16 protein-coding genes are annotated in these 18,370 nt (G+C 39.5%); 6 read left to right on the forward strand and 10 right to left on the reverse strand.

What is annotated here, in order from left to right:
• Window positions 1-123: 123 nt before the first annotated feature.
• The gene (locus ACWXWT_RS15320) at window positions 124-798 is read right to left on the reverse strand and encodes an AhpA/YtjB family protein (RefSeq protein ID WP_456042446.1); all 675 of its coding nucleotides are present in this window, start codon (window positions 796-798) and stop codon (window positions 124-126) included.
• Between the two features lie 161 nt (window positions 799-959).
• On the opposite strand from ACWXWT_RS15320, the gene serB reads away from it, so the two are divergent.
• Together serB and ACWXWT_RS15330 are read left to right on the forward strand one after the other, a co-directional pair.
• Entirely contained in the window at window positions 960-1,946 is a 987-nt protein-coding gene (gene serB, locus ACWXWT_RS15325; RefSeq protein ID WP_456042447.1) for a phosphoserine phosphatase SerB, read from the forward strand.
• Window positions 1,947-2,063: 117 nt separating this feature from the next.
• Window positions 2,064-2,972: an alpha/beta fold hydrolase gene (locus ACWXWT_RS15330; RefSeq protein ID WP_456042448.1), complete on the forward strand. Its 909-nt coding sequence runs from the start codon at window positions 2,064-2,066 to the stop codon at window positions 2,970-2,972.
• On the opposite strand, the gene ACWXWT_RS15335 is transcribed toward ACWXWT_RS15330, so the two are convergent.
• Complete coding sequence (locus ACWXWT_RS15335) at window positions 2,964-5,363, reverse strand: PilZ domain-containing protein (RefSeq protein WP_456042449.1); 2,400 nt, start codon at window positions 5,361-5,363, stop codon at window positions 2,964-2,966. The two genes, ACWXWT_RS15330 and ACWXWT_RS15335, sit on opposite strands and share 9 nt — an antisense overlap.
• 442 nt (window positions 5,364-5,805) lie before the next feature.
• Here ACWXWT_RS15335 and radA point away from each other — a divergent pair, with 442 nt between their 5' ends.
• Window positions 5,806-7,185: a DNA repair protein RadA gene (gene radA, locus ACWXWT_RS15340; protein WP_456042450.1), complete on the forward strand. Its 1,380-nt coding sequence runs from the start codon at window positions 5,806-5,808 to the stop codon at window positions 7,183-7,185.
• A gap of 96 nt (window positions 7,186-7,281) precedes the next feature.
• Here radA and ACWXWT_RS15345 read toward each other — a convergent pair whose 3' ends face one another.
• The 4 genes from ACWXWT_RS15345 to ubiU all read right to left on the reverse strand — a co-directional run bounded on the left by ACWXWT_RS15345 (window position 7,282) and on the right by ubiU (window position 11,438).
• On the reverse strand, window positions 7,282-7,641 hold the full coding sequence (locus ACWXWT_RS15345; protein WP_456042451.1) for a PilZ domain-containing protein: 360 nt from the start codon (window positions 7,639-7,641) through the stop codon (window positions 7,282-7,284).
• Between the two features lie 156 nt (window positions 7,642-7,797).
• A complete protein-coding gene (locus ACWXWT_RS15350) occupies window positions 7,798-9,075 on the reverse strand; it encodes a YjiH family protein (protein WP_456042459.1) in 1,278 nt (425 codons plus the stop codon).
• A gap of 419 nt (window positions 9,076-9,494) precedes the next feature.
• The gene (locus tag ACWXWT_RS15355; RefSeq protein ID WP_456042452.1) at window positions 9,495-10,427 is read right to left on the reverse strand and encodes a U32 family peptidase; all 933 of its coding nucleotides are present in this window, start codon (window positions 10,425-10,427) and stop codon (window positions 9,495-9,497) included.
• A 9-nt stretch (window positions 10,428-10,436) separates the two neighbouring features.
• Window positions 10,437-11,438 carry a ubiquinone anaerobic biosynthesis protein UbiU gene (gene ubiU, locus ACWXWT_RS15360; RefSeq protein WP_456042453.1) on the reverse strand — a complete coding sequence of 334 codons (1,002 nt, stop codon included), beginning with the start codon at window positions 11,436-11,438 and terminating at the stop codon, window positions 10,437-10,439.
• Between the two features lie 140 nt (window positions 11,439-11,578).
• On the opposite strand from ubiU, the gene ubiT reads away from it, so the two are divergent.
• Window positions 11,579-12,076: a ubiquinone anaerobic biosynthesis accessory factor UbiT gene (gene ubiT, locus ACWXWT_RS15365; protein WP_456042454.1), complete on the forward strand. Its 498-nt coding sequence runs from the start codon at window positions 11,579-11,581 to the stop codon at window positions 12,074-12,076.
• 353 nt (window positions 12,077-12,429) lie between these two features.
• Here the strand turns inward: ubiT and ACWXWT_RS15370 are convergent, their stop codons facing one another.
• Window positions 12,430-12,681 (reverse strand): YfhL family 4Fe-4S dicluster ferredoxin, encoded by a 252-nt coding sequence (locus ACWXWT_RS15370; RefSeq protein ID WP_456042455.1) that lies wholly within the window; start codon window positions 12,679-12,681, stop codon window positions 12,430-12,432.
• A 12-nt stretch (window positions 12,682-12,693) separates the two neighbouring features.
• On the reverse strand, window positions 12,694-14,058 hold the full coding sequence (trhP, locus tag ACWXWT_RS15375) for a prephenate-dependent tRNA uridine(34) hydroxylase TrhP (protein WP_456042456.1): 1,365 nt from the start codon (window positions 14,056-14,058) through the stop codon (window positions 12,694-12,696).
• Between the two features lie 250 nt (window positions 14,059-14,308).
• Here trhP and ACWXWT_RS15380 point away from each other — a divergent pair, with 250 nt between their 5' ends.
• Together ACWXWT_RS15380 and ACWXWT_RS15385 are read left to right on the forward strand one after the other, a co-directional pair.
• Entirely contained in the window at window positions 14,309-15,151 is an 843-nt protein-coding gene (locus tag ACWXWT_RS15380) for an HDOD domain-containing protein (RefSeq protein WP_456042457.1), read from the forward strand.
• A 113-nt stretch (window positions 15,152-15,264) separates the two neighbouring features.
• Window positions 15,265-16,749, forward strand: coding sequence for a putative bifunctional diguanylate cyclase/phosphodiesterase (locus ACWXWT_RS15385; RefSeq protein WP_456042460.1), 1,485 nt, complete (start codon window positions 15,265-15,267; stop codon window positions 16,747-16,749).
• Window positions 16,750-16,795: 46 nt separating this feature from the next.
• On the opposite strand, the gene ACWXWT_RS15390 is transcribed toward ACWXWT_RS15385, so the two are convergent.
• Window positions 16,796-17,227 carry an acyl-CoA thioesterase gene (locus tag ACWXWT_RS15390; RefSeq protein ID WP_456042458.1) on the reverse strand — a complete coding sequence of 144 codons (432 nt, stop codon included), beginning with the start codon at window positions 17,225-17,227 and terminating at the stop codon, window positions 16,796-16,798.
• A gap of 27 nt (window positions 17,228-17,254) precedes the next feature.
• Entirely contained in the window at window positions 17,255-18,025 is a 771-nt protein-coding gene (locus ACWXWT_RS15395; RefSeq protein WP_456042461.1) for a substrate-binding periplasmic protein, read from the reverse strand.
• Window positions 18,026-18,370 lie beyond the last annotated feature (345 nt).

An 18,370-nucleotide genomic window follows, 5' to 3' on the forward strand; every position in this document is an offset into this window, starting at 1 on the left:
AGATACTGGAGGTAGAGTAACGCAGGAGCTTGTTACCGAGGATCACTATTCGCTTCAATCATCTGCCTTGCCTACAGCACTTTGAACTCCCGCTGAAAGATCACATATTTAATAGGATTGGTATTACGAGTCTTCTTTTTGGGCTTTGATTTGGTTTTTTGCTGTTGATAGTGCAATTCTTTTTGGTTTTTTTCGCAGTTTGGCCCGAGTCTTTCGACGATCAAAATCAGCGCGCTTAAATGACAATGCTCGTGATAGCAGTAGGCCAATAAAACCAGCAACGATTAGCATCATTTGCTGCAATTCCATATTTTGCTCGTGTAAGATTTTTATCTCATCAAAAAATATATCGAGATTTAAGCGAACTTCAACATAACCAAGGTTGTTGTCATCTTGGATGACATTTTCTATCAATGGTGGATAGGGCTTTAATAAACCTTTTAATGCCTCTGAATCAGCCTCTAACGGCTCAAATGACACACTTTGGGCAAATGCCAGCCTTACACCCTGCGAATTGTAGATATTGACGGACATGACTTTAGGGTCAGCCGCAAGAGCAGAAGCCAACCATTGTAATTGTTCATCATTTTGTAAATACATTGCTGGAGCAGCACCGTTAGCCGCTTGTTGCGCTAACAGTCTTGCCATCACTTTTGTTTGTGAGTTTAGTAATTTTTGACCATTACGTAAGCTCGACTGCCACAAATGTATTAAACCGAATATCAGTGCGATTGCCACAACGATTTGCACAATTCTGCTGAATTTTTGCCTTTTCTTAAGACCTTTAACAAAAATCACTTTAATCCTCAGTGTTTTTTCTATTTAATTGGAAGTTGTTTTTTGGGGCATTTTCGCTGACAGCCCTTCAGTGGTAATCCAATTACAGAGAATCATCAAAAAGCTATACTAATCGAAAAATTTGTCAGTAGATAGTCGTAACACACTAAGAGGTAGCATTGATGCAGGAACAACATGGTAATGTTTTACTAAACTTCATATTTTCAGCTAATTGTGATAAATATCAACATCTAGACTGTATGTTATATCGTTATCAAGAGTCAGACTATTTACACAATATGCAATCTCATTTGCCATATCGTTGTCGGGTTATCTTTAGTGCTGAGTGTTCTTTTGAGATTGAGTCTTGGTTATGTTCAATAACAAGCGATGTTCATATTGCAAAGCTTGACAGGAATAATGATTTACTCGGTTTTGAATTGTCGGCTCAAACCGCGAATGATGAATTGATCGCATCATTTCCACAGAATATTCCCGCTGAAATAGTGCTCATTCAACAACCCTTAGCACGCCTCAATCAACCAGGTTTACTTGTCATGGATATGGATTCTACAGCGATTGAGATTGAATGTATTGATGAGCTCGCAACGATGGCAGGTGTGGGTGAAGAAGTGGCTGCCGTTACGGCAAGTGCTATGCGTGGGGAATTGGATTTTGAACAATCATTAAGGCAACGCGTTAGTAAACTTGCGGGTGCTGATGCGGTTATTATTCAACAATTATGTGACTCATTACCATTAATGCCAGGCCTTGAGTCGATGTTAGCAGAATTAAAATTGCATCAATGGAAGTTAGTCGTCGCATCAGGTGGCTTTACACCATTTGTAGGCCATTTAAAGACATTGCTGAATTTAGACGCAGCGTTTGCCAATGAACTGGTGATTGTTGATGGTAAGCTTAGTGGTGAAGTGACAGGTGATGTCGTCGATGCTCAATTTAAAGCTAACGTAGTGAATTTGTGCGCTAAAAAATGGTCTATCGCATCAGGCCAACGGGTAGCGATTGGTGATGGTGCTAATGATATTCCGATGATCCAGGCTGCAGACTTAGGCTTGGCATTTCATGCAAAACCTAAATTGGTCGCAGCAGCAGATGCATCAATACAACATGTCGACTTACGTGCGTTAGTTTTTTGTCTACAGTTGTAAAGTTGTGTGGTTTACCGTCCCGAATAAGATGAATTTAGTATTATTACTCTATTCTGATTGTATTTCACGGCAGTCATGTTAGTTTTATGTCATTGACTATTAATATCGCTGCCTATTTTGACTATCGACATACTTCAACACTCCCTGTTTATTCCATACCGTGACGGTAAATTACACCTTCGGCATATTCGACCTACAACTTCAGTACCTCTGGGGATCCCCATTTTGATGTTGCATGGTGCGATGTCTAATGGCAGGGTTTTTTACAGTGAATCTGGTCGTGGTTTAGGCTGTTTTTTGGCAAAAGCTGGATTTGATGTATATGTAATGGATACAGCAGGAAGGGGATTAAGCGAACCTAAGATTCATAAAGAGTTTACTTTAGGGCAAGGCGAAGTGATCCGCGAGCAGTTGCCTTTAGTACAGCAATTTATTTTACAACGTCATCCATTGGTGAACCAAGTTCATTGGTGTGCTCATTCATGGGGCGGGGTATTAATGGCCAGTAGTTTAGCTCGATATCATCAATTACAATCCAGTGTCGCATCATTATTAACTTTTGGCTCTAAACGCACTATTAAGGTGAAGTCGTTTAAAAAATGGTTGATGGTCGATTTTTTCTGGAACCATTTTGCACCATTTTGTACTGCAAAACAGGGATATTTTGATGCTTGTCGATTTCGTGTTGGCATGGATAATGAAAGTCGATCGTCTTTATTACAAACCATTGATTGGGTTAAAGGTGATTGGGTTGACCATGATGATAATTTTCACTATGCAAAAGCCGCAGTTAAAGCCGTTTGGCCTCCAACATGGTTTATCGCTGGTAAAAATGATCATGTACTAGGTAATCCATCTGATGTGCAAGATATGATAGATGAATGTGGTTTTACTCAAGTGAAATATACATTACTTAGCAAAGAACAAGGGTATTTAATCGATTATGATCATGCTGGTATGTTGACGCATCGACATGCGGAACAGGATCATTTTATACAGATTAAACAATGGTATTTATCACTTTGAGGAGAGTTTGTTCTGCGCCATTACGCTTGGGAAGCGGAATTCAACCTCGGTGGTAATGTCGAGTAACTCACCTGCACCAATCACTCTCCACAATTGATCTTCTAGCTGTTTGGCTCGATGAACAGCATGGATATGTATATATTCTAGCTCGCGCCTAATGTAACTCATATCAGGTTTACTGGTTGCTCCAAGGTAGACTCTTAAAGCCATGAAGCGGCCTGTTTTCTTACTTTGAGTAATAAACTCTATTTGTTGCTCTCTATTACCCAGTTCCGATTTGAGCTTGCATTGGATATCTATTGCACCTCTAGGAAGACGAGTAAGTTTTATAAACACTTCAAAAAAGACCATATTAGAATTCGGTTTCATCAATTTAATAGGATCTATAATTTGTTGTTTTAATACATTGTTTTCTAGTAACGGCTTTAAGTTGTATTCGAGAACTTTATCACTGTCTTGAGCAAACAAATGGCTTATTTCGTCTGTTGTTGTGCCTATTCCTATATATGCCATTTGTGCTGACTTGGCTGTTCTTTCAATAAAATAAGGCACGCCTGGTAATTGACGCATCAACAGATTTTTCATTCCGTCTGCCAGTTCTTTTTTCTGGCCTTCGTTATCAGATAATTGCTCTAGTTTTTGTTTATTGTGAGTAATTAATTTATTTAAAAACTCTACACCGTCATGTGGTGAGTGACCAATAACGGCACTTAAGTGTAATGTCTGGCCTTTCATTCTGCTGCGAATCAATTGATAAGGTAAGTTAGATAAGTTTGTTTTCCCGGCAGCGGCTTGAAGGCGTGGAAATGATAGCGTCACCCCCCCAGGTTCATTGAAGTTAGCTGACTTTTCTAAAATAACTTGTAATCCGCGACTCGAAATATCATGGGTGATGCCTGAGGCTTGTTTATCACCTTGTTTGACGGTTATTAAGGTTTTGTAGGCAAAACGCGCTTCATGCCTGCGCTCACTAAATGGCATAGAGACTTTTTTGATGCTGTGCTGCTTAACTTTTGCTTGAGCAAAAATTTTTAAACCATTGACATCAGATTGATCAAACCAGTGTTGGTAATCTTTACGGGCGTCTTCGTTGGTTAAATCAATTAATTGCAATGTATGACTAAATTGAGCTAATTGTGGCTCGGTCAGGGAAGAATAACGAGCATCATCACCCGGTAACGTTGAGGTCTTATAGTTTTTGCTATGATCTATCTTTTGAGTGACCACTTTAAACACTCGCCAACTGGTTTTTGTTGAGGCAAAACCTAAGAATAAATGAATGTTTTTAGTCGCTTTTAGCTCCGCAAACGTGGCAGAGTAAAAATGTAATTTACCATTGGTGTTATGAATAAAGCTGAATAAGTAACTGTGTTCACTATTGTCAGGATACTTGATTAATTGGGTTAACCGTCTGCTATTAATGAAACTGGGCAATTGGTTTACTTCATTTTCATCTTGAAAATAATGCTGGATAGGTTGGTTGCCTCTGCCCAATAATTCGTAAGTTACCTGTGGTTTACCGTCAACCATAGAAACGAAAAGCGGTAAATGTGTCAGTAGAGGTAAGTAATGACGCTCGTAGCCTAATCCTGTAGCAGTAACAATGACATCGTTAACATCGACTTTATAACGGAATTTATAACCGCGGATAAGCTGGGATAATAAACGGTCTAATGCCTCCCCACCGCCAAGTCTTTTTAACCTAAATACGGCACTACCATCTTTGTTTTGTATATCGACTATTTGATAGTCTACGCCTTGGTGCAAGTCGTCTAGATAAAATTCATCACTGAGTTCTAATAGCTTTACTCGTAAAGGCTTATCTTGGTCTAATTGATGTTTTAATGGCAACTTAATACGCGCTCCGCCGACGGATAAATCAAGCGTTACGCCATTAATTTCTGAGTTCCCTTCCTGAGAAACCATAATGCGAATGCTATAGTTCATTCGTTCTTCGCAGCGATTAAAATAACTGCCTAATACAACACCAGGAACAATGAGTGGATTGTTTTCGGTAATGACGTCTGCCGTGAGATTCTCTCTTAGTTTTAGGCGGCGTAACTTATGTTTTTTTATCACATGCTCATATACTCCAAGAGTATATTTATTACGGTATAATGGCAGTGCTTGTAGTAAAGCTTCTTTAGCGGGTTCGTCTAGAAAGTGCCTTTGACCAGCGATAAGGACCTCTTCACATGGCAGTTCTGTTTTATCTCGTAAATCAATAATACGCGTGCATAGTGCTGAGATACGGCTCAATTCCATTTTCAGCAGAAAACGAGTTGAATTTGATTCGTCAACTGTCAACTGTTCGAAAATGTCCTGAAAATCAGGCTCCATGAGCAGAGGCTTGAGTTGTTCAATTAATGCACTGTGATTTTCTAAACTCATTATTATGTCGTTTTAAATGCTTATTGTGAGTTAGGCTGATAATGTCATCGGCAAGAAAGCGTTGATCTTTATTGCATTAGACATTTCTGTGTTGTTAGTAAACTATGCTGAAATGATATGTTTATGAATTGCAGCATAACTCAGATTAACATGGTGTGTTATGGATAAGGCAATATTGATTAAGAACTTATCCATTTATTGTTATTCATTGTTAATTTATAACTTATTTATATGAGTGTGAACAAGATTTTAACCGTTGGCAAGACTCTGATTAAAGAACACTGTTATTATTGTTGTGAGCATAGGGTGTGTAAACCGTCATTTTTGTTTTACCAATAGTCATTTTGTACAGTGATAAGTTTTTTTCTTTAACTTTTGGCCATTTTTACACCGAGTAGTTTGAATTATAATATCTAAATTAATTTACAAGATGGGATTGAACATGGCCAAAGCTCCAAAAATGGCATTTGTATGTGACGATTGTGGCCTCGATTACCCGCGTTGGCAGGGGCAATGTCGTTGTGGTGCATGGAATTCATTAGTCGAAATGAAGTTGTCGGCATCAAAAAATGCTACTTCGCGCTCATCCGTTTTAGGTTATGCAGGTGCTGCAGGTGGTGGTGCCAAAAAACTCAGTGAAGTTGAATCTGTGGAAGCAGAAAAAAGACTGACCGACATAGGAGAATTAGATAGAGTATTAAGTGGTGGTTTAACCACTGGCTCTGTCAATATCATTTCTGGTGATCCTGGTGCAGGTAAAACAACCTTGTTATCTGATTTAGTTGCGCGAATGTCACAATCGATGGCTTCGTTGTACTGTACTGCAGAAGAGTCATTATCCCAATTTAAGAATCGTGTTAATCGTTTAAAGCTTAACTATAACGAAGATAACCTATATTTATTGTCAGAAACCAGTGTTGAAGCGATTATTGAAGAATTAGAGGCTAAGCAAATTAAGTTTGCGGTGATCGATTCTATTCAAGCAGTCGTTACAGATGCTGCAAATGGGAGTCCTGGGTCGCCGTCGCAAGTTAAAACCGCTGCACAAGCATTTACCCAATACTGTAAAAAAAATAACGTGACTATGTTTATTATTGCTCATGTAAATAAAAATAATGAAATTGCTGGCCCGCAAACCTTAGTCCATATTGTGGATTCGTTGCTACATATTGACACTAATGATGGTCAAATTCGCACTCTACGTGCCAATAAAAACCGTTTTGGTGATGTGGATACCGTGGGTATATTCAGAATGAGCGAGCGGGGGATGCTCAGCGTGGATAACCCCAGTGAAATCTTCTTGTCGGGCTCAACTACAGAATCGCCAGGTTCGACGATTACTTGTATTCGCAAAGGGAATCGCAATTTACTGTTAGAAATACAGTGCCTAACAACTGAAACAGAATCTGAGTTTCCACAGCGAGTGTGTGTGGGACTAAACATGAACCGCATTAAAATGTTAACAGGGATTTTACGTAAGCATACAAAAACCAAAATATTCCATGATACGTTTTTTAATATTGTGGGCGGTTTAAAAATTGATGAATCAGAAACCTGTATTGATTTAGCGCTTGTCACGGCATTATTGAGCAGTTTAAATGACTTTGTAGTGCCAAGAACCACATGCATTATGGGTGAGTTAAGTTTGAACGGTGATGTTCGTCCGATAGATAGTGGTGTCCCTAGGGTAAAAGAAGCTGCACAGCATGGGTTTACGGAGATTTTTATTCCATTTCGGAATTATCATAAAACCATGGAAGGATTAGGCGCAAAAATCACTCCGGTAAAAACTATTCATGAGTTACTTGAGCTTATTCATTAATCCTCTATTGTGCTAACGGCTCACATGAAAAAAGGTAAATCGTTGATTTACCTTTTTCTGTTAGCTCGAAGTGATTAATTCGTTGCTTGTTATACGTTATGGCGCGATTAAAAACGTAAGTTCACGGTTTAATAGCTGGGCATCACCCATATTTAATTCAATAATTCTGCGCAGGTGGGTAATACTGTCAACATCAATATGGGTACACTTTAAGCCAAGATGTTCAGGCGTTTTATGCACAATTTCAGTTTCCATTGTTAATTCAATAGCTGAGTCCGCCAGCATAAACTTTAGTGTTAACATGCTATCTTGCTGCTCGTTGTAATCAGCCGGTTTTTCTACTAAGGCGCCATTGAGGCTTAAATCTAAAATTTTTGTTTGCCATGTTTTCTCTGCTTGTACAAGGTAAGCACTGGCTGCAAATAAGATACGAGAAAATTTACGTCTATCGTCCATGGTTTACCCTTAGTCATCATTATTATAACAACATATAGTCAGCGTTAATCACTTAAGCATACTCGATTTATCTCAGCCACGCAGGGAATTTTTAAGATAAAAAGGAGCACAATGCGCTCCTTTGGTTTATTGCGTTGCAAAGTTAGCTGGCTATGACTAAACCAGCAAGTGTCCCATTAATGCAATAACTGGCAATGTCACGAGTGTTCGCAGGATAAAAATGACGAACAGCTCAAAAAAGTTAACGGGGATTTTACTACCAATGAGCAGTGCACCGACTTCGCTCATATAAATAAGTTGGGTAACCGATAAGGCTGCAATGACAAATCGCGTCAAGTCAGATTCAATCGAGCTGGCTAAAATGGATGGAATAAACATATCCGCAAACCCCACTACGATGGTTTTTGAAGCTTCTGTGGCTTCTGGAATATGCAGTAGTTCTAAAAAGGGGATGAATGGCATACCTAAGTAATTAAAAATTGGTGTGTGTTCCGCTAATACCAATGCCACGGTGCCAATAGCCATGACAACGGGTATAACACCAAATATCATATCGACAACGTTTTTAATCCCTTCTGTGAGAACATGTTTAATTCCGCCTGCAGAAGATGCTCGTTGCATTGCTTGATCAAATCCCCACGAAAACACCCCATGACTGGCTGGAATTGTTTCGTCATCTTCGTGGCGAGGAGTGTCATCGATATAAAGGTCCTTCTTCCATGACAGTGGTGGTAATTTAGGCACGATGATTGCCGCAACCAGTCCGGCTAAGCAAACGGTGAGATAAAATGGCACAAACAAATGTTCGAGTTTGACTTGCGATATCACCACTAGACTGAACGTTATAGATACGGCTGAGAACGTTGTTCCAATTACGGCCGCTTCACGTGCTGTGTAGAAACGGGTTTCGAACTGTTTTGTGGTCATTAAAATACCCACACTACCGTCACCCAGCCAAGAGGCCATGCAGTCAATAGCACTGCGCCCTGGTAAATTAAATATTGGTCGCATCACTTTGGTTAATAAGGTGCCAAAAAACTCCAGCAAACCAAAATTAAGCAATAACGGTAGCAGCATGCCCGCAAAAATAAACACAGAAAACAACACTGGAACGAGATCATTCAGCACCAAGCCACCCGTTGCCGATGAGGTAATGGCTTCTGGTCCAACTTGCATGTAAATCATGACGATAAAGATTGCCCCTAATATCCGTACAGCTAGCCAGAAAAAATTGACTTTCAACAAGGTCCGTAAAAAAATGCTTTTGCGAACAAATTTAGGGTTAAGGAGTTGAGTGAACAGTGAAGCAAGTGCCATAAATACCACAATGCACGTGACGATAAGCTGAATCGAACCGCCCATTTGGCTTTGCAATGCTTTAGAAATGATAGCTATTGGAATGGTAATAGCCCCATCGACGCTAATAGGCGTCATAAACAATAATAAGCCAACCAGTGACGGAATTATAAAGGTAAGAATTGTTTTGATGCTATGTTTTTTGTGTGTCACGTTAAATACACCTTACATTTGTGCTTTAAGTTAGATAGCTGTGATATCCAACGATTTATTATGGACAGAGATTGAATGTCCATTCAGTTGTGTTTTTTTGGCAGGCAAGGTTACCCCCTTATTCACAGTATGTAAAATGATAACTTAACCGAATAGATATTAGTAAAATGTGAGTAGTTATTTACTTTAGGAAAATAATAGCAAATATAATATAATACTAATTAAGTCATATGGTTAATATTATGTTTTCAAGGTGTTTTTTAGGAAATAATATTAAATGCCATTAATGAGCATCGATATAGATTAACGATATTGTCATTTCATTAATGGCTTTTGAATGATTGTTAATTATTATGTTCGGCGGCATAGTCCATGCCGGGCAATCCTAACCAATAACCGTTGCAATTATTATTGGTCGCAGCGGCTAATTTATAATCATGGAACTGCTTTGTAAACAGTGCCTCATTGTTAAGTGGATTTGCCTTGGCATGCTCTAAGGCATGGGCCAGATCTGAACCTAGGGTAACATCCATTAATTTGTTGGGCGATATACGCCAGTAATCAATCCCCATATTGATCATTTGGGGGATTTGGTTAATCAAGTTTATTTGCGCTGCAGATTGAGTTTGGATGCCATTTAAACGAAGTAGGGGTTGCGACTCTTGGGTTTGAGCAAGCAAGCCTTTGTTGTGGCGTTGACAAATGGTTTGGCATTTATCTTTAGGTAATCGATAGTGTTTTGCAGTAAAGCAACGTGCAGAGTGTGCTAATGGCATATAACCGTGGCCGAAGACTTCTATTTCAAAAGTCGGTTTTTTGCCCTGATGGATGACACTATTTAGCCATTGTTGTGATAATTCACAAGGCATAACAAAGCGAAACATCCCTTTTTTGTGCAATAAATCAAGACTGGTGCGGTTGTAATTATTAATTGTTGGCCCACAAACGAAAGGGACTTTAGCTTGGCTTGCATAATACACTGCAGCCATATCATTAGCTTCGATACTGAAATCACCATTATCAATAGCACGCTTTAATTCGTTGAGTTCAGATTGGGCTTCGATGAGAGCCATTGTTGACAGCACAACATGTTTTCCATGGGACTTAAGCATGTTTGCCAGCTCAAGATAGTCGTTAAACTTCATTTCACGTCGACGGCTACACACGGTTTCACCTAGGTAAACAGTATCGATACCACTTAGAGCAACTTGTTGATAGAAATGTTCAACGTCAGGTTTTGACCAGCAATAGCTAATTGGAGCAAGAGATATTTTCATTCTACAACCTTATTGCCATTGACGCTCGTAAGCGCCCAATGTTGTGATTTGTCCTTCGGATACTTTCGCTAATGCTTGCGACCATGTGGCTTGTTCGCAAAAAGACTCAGGGCAGGCTAAATAAGTGTCGATAGCGTTGCGCCACACTTGGGTGACTTGGGCAACATAAGCAGGGCTGCGCTGGCGCCCTTCTATTTTAAGTGATTTAACCCCTGCTTGGGCGAGTTCAGGCAGTAAGCTTAATGTGTTTAAGCTGGTGGGTGACTCCAGTAAATATTTTGCATCATGATCGTATTCTGCAATATAACGGCCTTTACAGACGACTGGGTAACCTAGTTGCTGGCTCACATCGGCTTTATCGATTAACACATTATTAAGCCTGGTGAGTTTATCAGTACCGTCATCTTGCCAACGTACATGGTTGGCTGGCGAGCACGAACCGCCCGTATTAGGCGATTGTCCTGTCACATAGGATGATAAATGGCACCGGCCCTCAGCCATGATACATAAGCTGCCAAAGGCAAATACCTCAAGTTCGACCGGGCTTACTTTAGCCAAATCGCGTACTTGTTTCATTGACAGCACTCTGGGTAGGACTGCTCGTTCGATGTTAAATGCCTCTTTATAAAAAGCCAACGCCCCTAAATTTGTTGCGCTGGCTTGCACAGATAAATGCAATGTGAGGTGAGGGTAATTTTGATGGGCATAATCGAGTAATGATAAATCTGCCACGATGAGTGCATCCATTTCTAATTGTGCGGCTAAATCAACGGCCTGATACCAGCGGTGCTCTTGTCCCGGTTTAGGGAAGGTATTAAGCGTTAAGAATACTTTTCGTCCTTGGCTATGAGCGAGTTTAGTGGCCTGCACCAGTTGTGTAGCTGAAAAATTTAAACCAGCAAACGAACGCGCATTAGTATCATCTTTTAGTCCGAGGTAAACCGCATCTGCACCTGCATTAAGTGCTGCTTTGAGTGATGCTAAATTACCCGCGGGGCATAAGAGTTCCATGTCGATGTTCTCATTTTTTTCAAAGAACAGGAGTGTAAATGTGATTGAGTTAACATGATTTGATTTAAAACAGGTTTCGTTAGATAAATTGCCAGTAAACTCTCTTGATTATTCGTTCTATTTGCATGTAGGTACTCTCGATGGCTCAAGCGTTTACACAACAATTATCGCAACACTTGTTACATTTTGCGCCACAAGTTAGCCGTCAGTCACTAAATTTGGTGCCGGAAAACCTCAAAATTATCGCTATTAATAAAGTACTTAACTTAGTGCTGGCGGAACAAATGACGTCAGAGGAACTCGACTTCTTAAAAAATAAGTGGGTAGGCATCTGTGTTGATGATATCGGTTTACGTTTTGAAGTCGGCTTTACGCAACAACTCAAAGTGCGTGCTTTTACTTCACCTGATGTGACTTTAAGTGCCAATGTGCCTGAGTTAATTTTAGTCGCGGCAGGAAAAGAAGACCCCGACACACTCTTTTTTCAACGTAAATTACGTATAGAAGGGGATACAGAGTTAGGGTTAGAAGTTAAAAATTTATTGCTGTCTATTGAATTAGATAATTTGCCTAAACCTGCACAAGTGGCAATTGAGCAAATGGCGAAACTACTGCATACATTAAAAACGAACAGTTAATTTAAATTTAACACCTGTTGAGCTTTCAAGGTTGTTTTTGCCGGGAATTGTTGGTCATTATTTTAATATGAGTGATAAGACTGCAGCTTTGTCGTGTCGTTATTCTACATTAGAAGCCGATAACGCAGTAGAAATGAACAACACACGCTACCAAAAGGGGTAGGCTAAAAACGTGTTACTCTTTGTTGAGAGCATCTTTCGAAGTGAAAATAGCTTAGATTGTTATGCTGTAATCTACTCGCCTCGATTAACACGTTTCATCTCGAACGAAATTTAATCAGCAAATATTAATAGGCCGAGTCTTGATGGATAAACTGCGTAACTTATGCCGCTTATCCATGACAAAACTCACATTACACATTTCCCGTGAGAGTGGCGTATTTTATTAATAACGTATCATGTGACTCGATATGTTTTGGGTCTGGGTCGATACAATCTATTGGGCACACTGATACACAAGTTGGTTTGTCATAATGGCCTACACATTCGGTGCATAACGCAGGATCAATTTCATATACCTCTTCGCCCATAGTAATGGCCTCATTAGGGCATTCTGGTTCGCACATATCACAATTGATACAGCTATCGTCAATAATTAACGCCATAAAAACCTCAAGTTAGCCCTGCTGGTGAGGGTTTCTGGTATCAACGCCCTCTGGTAAATTACGCATTAGCATTGCTTTATCGACATTGATATTTTGCGGAATAGTCATAAAGACAAAATGACCAGAACCCAGTGCAGCATCGATTTGCTCATTTTTACGATTCACTAATGACTCAATAGTGATAACAAAATTTCCTTCCGTTGTCATTACTTCAACGCTATCACCAACAGAGAACTTATTTTTAACATCAATTTCAGCCAGCCCTTGCTCGTTACGTTTGCCTGTAAACTCACCAACAAACTGCTGACTATTACTCACAGAGTGGCCATATTGATAGTTTTGATATTCATCATGGACGTGACGGCGTAAAAAGCCTTCGGTATAACCGCGATGCGCTAAACCCTCGAGGTTGTTCATCAGTGTGCGATCAAAGTCTTTTCCTGAGGCGGCATCTTCAATCGCTTGACGATACAATTGTGCTGTACGCGCAACATAATAAAAAGATTTAGTTCGCCCTTCTATTTTTAATGAGTCAATGCCCATTTTTGTTAAGCGGTCCACATGTTGAATAGCTCGTAAATCTTTGGAGTTCATAATGTAAGTACCATGCTCATCTTCAAATGCAGGCATGTATTCACCAGGACGACCAGCCTCTTGCAACAATACTATATCGTTGCTGGGTTGTCCCATTCCTAATGTTGGTGTTTCTATTTGTACCTCTGGCGCAACGGCAATCACATCGCCACTATCGGTTTGCTCTGCCTGATGCACATCGTACTTCCAACGACAAGAATTCGTGCACGTACCTTGGTTTGGGTCGCGTTTGTTAATATAACCCGACAGTAAACAACGGCCAGAATATGCCATGCATAATGCGCCATGCACAAATACTTCAAGTTCAATGTCAGGACAACGTTGGCGGATCTCTTCAATTTCATCTAAAGATAATTCTCGAGATAAAATAACTCGTTTTATGCCTTGTTGTTGCCAAAATTTAACAGAAGCCCAATTAATTGCATTGGCTTGTACCGATAAATGAACCACTTGCTCGGGAAATGCTTCGCGGACCATCATAATTAATCCTGGATCTGACATGATCACAGCATCAGGTTTCATCGCAATCACGGGGGCCATGTCTTTAATATACGTTTTTAGCTTGGCGTTATGCGGTGAAATATTACTCACTACATACAATTTTTTCCCGAGGGTGTGAGCTTCTTCAATACCAGCGGCTAGATTTTCCATTTTAAAATCATTATTTCGTACTCGTAGACTGTAACGAGGTTGGCCTGCGTAAACAGCATCGGCGCCATAGGCAAAAGCATAACGCATATTTTTAAGAGTGCCGGCGGGAGATAATAATTCAGGTTTAAACATGGTTTTTCTCGACCTAGTTGAACATTGTATGACTCAAGGGCGGAAAGCTTACTTAAGGATATTAGCTGGGACAAATATAGCCTTAGTATTTGTGAGGTCGGTTGTATTTTTGTGTATCGTACATCTTTTTATCTGATAAAGCTGAACTGAAAGCTATAATGAATTAAGCTCTAGTGGGTTGAGTCATCGCAAACGTAATCAGTTTGGGTATATAATCTCAAGATTATTGGCTATTTATTATGGAGACTTCATGTCCACGGAACATCAACTCTTGGTTGGGCTATTAAAAAAGCTTAAAGATGATGCTTTAGTTTTACCAACATTGCCAGAAGTGGCTATGCGTGTTCAGGAAGTCGTATCTCGTCAAGATTCTAGTCTTAAGCAAGTTGCCGACATTATTGGTCAAGACGCCGCTATATCGGCTCGAATAATTAAAGTGGCTAACAGTGCTTTATATTCTCGAGGTAATAAAGCTGAGAGTATCAATGCTGCGGTTAGTCGTATTGGCTTGATACAGATTAAATCAATTACGACGTCAGTGGCGATGGAACAGTTGTTTATTTCGACTAATGAAATGGTTTGGGAGGTAATGGATGAGGTATGGAACACCTCAATTGAAGTCACCGCTTCATCCTGTGCCATGCTCGAGATATACAACAAGCGTCATCCGACTAAAAAATTAGATCGCGATACATTAACGCTCGCTGGGTTAGTACACAATATTGGTGCATTACCTGTATTAACGGAAGCCGAAGTTCACCCTGAACTATTCGGTAGAATTGATGAACTTCGTAGTTTAGTTCGTAAAATGCAAGGACCAATCGGTCGTGCGGTATTGAAAACCTGGGATTTTGCGCCTGAAGTCATGGAAGTGGTAGAACGTTGGGCTGACTTACATTACATGTCTGAAAAAGTCACGTATCTCGATTTTATTCGTTCTGCAGCATTCTATACTGGTGAACTACGTGCGGGTGGAGAATTAGACGAACGATTAGGTGTTTTTGCTGAGCGAGGTTTACCTGTAACCCCAGAAGATCTTGCCAGTGACGAGTTTATTGAAATGTACCATTCAATTAAGCAAAGTTACGAATAGTGAGGTTGATACTTAAGCGGATGGATGTAGATATTTGGGTGAATACTAAAATTATCAAATTCTCAATATGTTGTTCTTAAGTGTGTAAATACATAAAAACTAACTGTAACATGATGATCCTAATGAATAACTTGTTAATGGCGCTGCTGTTTATTCTCACGCTTGTATTGTGCGTTCTGGCATATCTTTACTGGCGTCAGGGTAGATTTATTCAGCAATTAACTCACTCGCTTGAACTACAATTACTTAATCAAGATTCATTTAATATTGATTCCCCTTCAAAAAAATTAACGCCACTCACCAATGCTATCAATAGCTTGCACCAATCAAGCTTTATTCATAGTGAGCGAGATAAATTAACGGGATTAGCTAATCGCGTTGGTTTTAAACGTAAGATGCTTTCTCGGATGCCTATTTCTGAAGGTATGTTGGTGCTGGTGGACATTCGACAATTTCGCTTTGTAAATGATTTATTTGGTTTTTTGTTTGGTGACAAACTGCTCAAGGCTTTTGCCAAGCGTATAGAAAACCTTAATAACAAAGCACAGTTTATTGCCCGTATGAATGGTAATGAATTTTTGCTGTTTTTTAATCAATCATTGACCACTGAGCAGCTACTGGCAATAAAAAATGAGCTGCAAACCTTATTTGAAATAGATCAACAACCTATTAGTATTAAAATTAAGCTCGGAATATTGTCCCTAAACGAACATCATGCAGATGTCAGTTTGATGCTGCGTCGATTAGATTTAGCTCTGAAAAAGGCAAAAACACTGAAACAGCCGATTGCTTTTTATGATCAAGATGACGATAAAGCTCAGTATAGAGAGTTGCTGATTATTAATGGTTTGCCTAAAGGATTAAAGCAAGATCAATTGTTTATGGTGTTCCAACCTAAATTGGATATTAAAAGTGGTCAATGTAAACAAGTCGAAGCATTAATTCGTTGGCAGCACCAAGGTTTAGGGTTAATTTCGCCTAATGAGTTTATTCCATTAGCTGAGCAAACTGGAATGATTGATATGTTAAGTGCTTGGGTACTTGATAAAGTCATCGCTCAACAAGCAAAATGGCGCAATATGGGCATTTACGTTAATGTGGCTTTAAATTTATCATCAACGGATTTAGATAACCCCAATTTGGCAGCTGACGTTGCTACAAAGTTATCTCAATATTTGGTGCCAGCTGAATCCATCATGATTGAAATTACCGAAAGTGCATTAATGAAATCGCTCGACCAAACCATTGTCACCTTAAGGCAGTTACGTGATATTGGTGTGAAATTGGCCATTGATGACTTTGGCACAGGGCATTCGTCGTTAGCTTATTTGCGCTTTCTTCCCGTTGATGAGGTTAAAATTGATAAAGCTTTTTTAGATGAATTTGAAACCTCGGAGTCAGCCAAGCAAATCGTGAAAACGAGCATTGAACTGGCTAAAAACTTGGGCTTTGAAGTGACAGTTGAAGGGGTAGAATCAAAGTCTGTATTAGACGTGTTAACTCATTTTGGCGTAGATACTATTCAAGGTGACTTCTTTGCTAAACCATTTACAGCCAAAGAGTTTCAACATATTTACGCTCAATTAATATATCCTTAAATTAGTTACAAGGTTGATTTAAGACTCTTTACGAAGCGCAGCCGCTTCAAAATCCAATAGATAAATGGTTGATTAATGTGGCTGGCATAGGGGTCAACTGGCGCTTCTGATTCATACAAATCATTTCTATTGTTGCTGTAACCGCAGGTTTTTTTGCATTAGGTCGCCATATTTCTTGTTTCCATACCGTGCGGTACTTACTCTCAAAATAGAATTGGGTACGTACGTCGATAATGTCAGCAAATTCAACGCCATCGTGGCATAGCATATCACTGCGATATACCGCAAAACCTAATTGTTGTTGTAACCAAAGCTGGCGGAGTATGTCTGCACCAATAACATGTTCCCTTGCTCGTTCAAAATACTTTAAAAAATTTGGATGATAAACCACACCAGAAAAGTCGGTATCCTCATAATAAATTTGTACTGGGAAAGAGTACACTGGACTATATTGAGGTTCAGCAGGGGAATGACTCATTATGCGACAACCTTATTTTTTTGGGGGTTAATCATTAGCAGGTAGAAGCAGCTGTTGATACTTACCTTGCTTTTGCAATGTTAGCAGTCCTTTATCAAGTAATTTGCTAAGGTGCGTTGCTTGTGGGTTATGTTTTGAAAAGGCAACAAATATTTCACTTTTATGGTTGTTAAATTGAGCGTTGATTTCATCATTTACTCCCATCTGTTTAATATAAACATCTGCGACAAGATCATACATAATTGCAGTATCAATTCGACCTACTAGTAACAAATTGATTAGCTGACGCTGGCTGTTAACCTTAATAACATGCAGTTTTCGTTGTTCTACTAATGCGTTGAACTCGTCACCATATTCGTAACCGCTAACGATGCCTATGATACTTCTGGTTGGAATTTGCCATTTATTATTGGCAAGGGTGGGATGTTCTTTAGTAAAGAAAAAAGAAGCCGTAACGCTAAAAAGCGGTTCATTGCCAAACACAAAGCGATCAATCGTACTTTGTTCGCGCGTAACATTAAATACGCCGTCAACAGAGCCTCGTTCAGCCATAATTAAGCCGCGAGAATAGGGCACAACGATAGTCGAAACGTTCACACCGACTTGTTTGAATGCTTGATGGATAAGTTTATGGGAAATGCCATTGCCGACTTCATCTGCAAAAGGTGGCCAACTGTCTTCTGCCGCGAGAGTTATCGTTATTGGCTCCTCTTCAGTTGTTTGTGCTGCTAGCGGTAACGCTGGGCTCACAAACATCAATAAGAAGGCATGCATTAATAAACGATAATATTTTGGCATATAAATGTAATTAAGCAGTGTGTTTTTTTGACGTGTTAACGACATATAATCCTTTATACCAATTCCATTAATTATGTGCTTCCGCTAAATAACCAGATAATTATTGGAATTGGTATTATACAACGGTCCAATATCTGCAGTGTAATGTTAGCACTTATGCAGTTAAAGCGATATTCCATACTATTCAGTATTAGTTGATTTTGTGATAACGCAGTACTTTATACCAATCCCATTAAATATCTGGTCAGTTCAGAGTCTCTCAGGTTTTTCAATTCAAGGCACATTGATGTAGAAATGGTTGTTGCCTTTTAAATCGATGTAACACAGAAGTGGAATACCTGAGAG

Source organism: Shewanella sp. A22, from assembly GCF_053850585.1.

Coding starts and splice junctions, on each gene's coding strand:
- serB (WP_456042447.1), top strand. CDS start 960: ATGCAGGAACAACATGGTAATGTTTTACTAAACTTCATATTTTCAGCT.
- ACWXWT_RS15335 (WP_456042449.1), bottom strand. CDS start 5,363: ATGAGTTTAGAAAATCACAGTGCATTAATTGAACAACTCAAGCCTCTG.
- radA (WP_456042450.1), top strand. CDS start 5,806: ATGGCCAAAGCTCCAAAAATGGCATTTGTATGTGACGATTGTGGCCTC.
- ACWXWT_RS15345 (WP_456042451.1), bottom strand. CDS start 7,641: ATGGACGATAGACGTAAATTTTCTCGTATCTTATTTGCAGCCAGTGCT.
- ACWXWT_RS15350 (WP_456042459.1), bottom strand. CDS start 9,075: ATGACGCCTATTAGCGTCGATGGGGCTATTACCATTCCAATAGCTATC.
- ACWXWT_RS15355 (WP_456042452.1), bottom strand. CDS start 10,427: ATGAAAATATCTCTTGCTCCAATTAGCTATTGCTGGTCAAAACCTGAC.
- ubiU (WP_456042453.1), bottom strand. CDS start 11,438: ATGGAACTCTTATGCCCCGCGGGTAATTTAGCATCACTCAAAGCAGCA.
- ubiT (WP_456042454.1), top strand. CDS start 11,579: ATGGCTCAAGCGTTTACACAACAATTATCGCAACACTTGTTACATTTT.
- ACWXWT_RS15370 (WP_456042455.1), bottom strand. CDS start 12,681: ATGGCGTTAATTATTGACGATAGCTGTATCAATTGTGATATGTGCGAA.
- trhP (WP_456042456.1), bottom strand. CDS start 14,058: ATGTTTAAACCTGAATTATTATCTCCCGCCGGCACTCTTAAAAATATG.
- ACWXWT_RS15380 (WP_456042457.1), top strand. CDS start 14,309: ATGTCCACGGAACATCAACTCTTGGTTGGGCTATTAAAAAAGCTTAAA.
- ACWXWT_RS15385 (WP_456042460.1), top strand. CDS start 15,265: ATGATCCTAATGAATAACTTGTTAATGGCGCTGCTGTTTATTCTCACG.
- ACWXWT_RS15390 (WP_456042458.1), bottom strand. CDS start 17,227: ATGAGTCATTCCCCTGCTGAACCTCAATATAGTCCAGTGTACTCTTTC.
- ACWXWT_RS15395 (WP_456042461.1), bottom strand. CDS start 18,025: ATGCCAAAATATTATCGTTTATTAATGCATGCCTTCTTATTGATGTTT.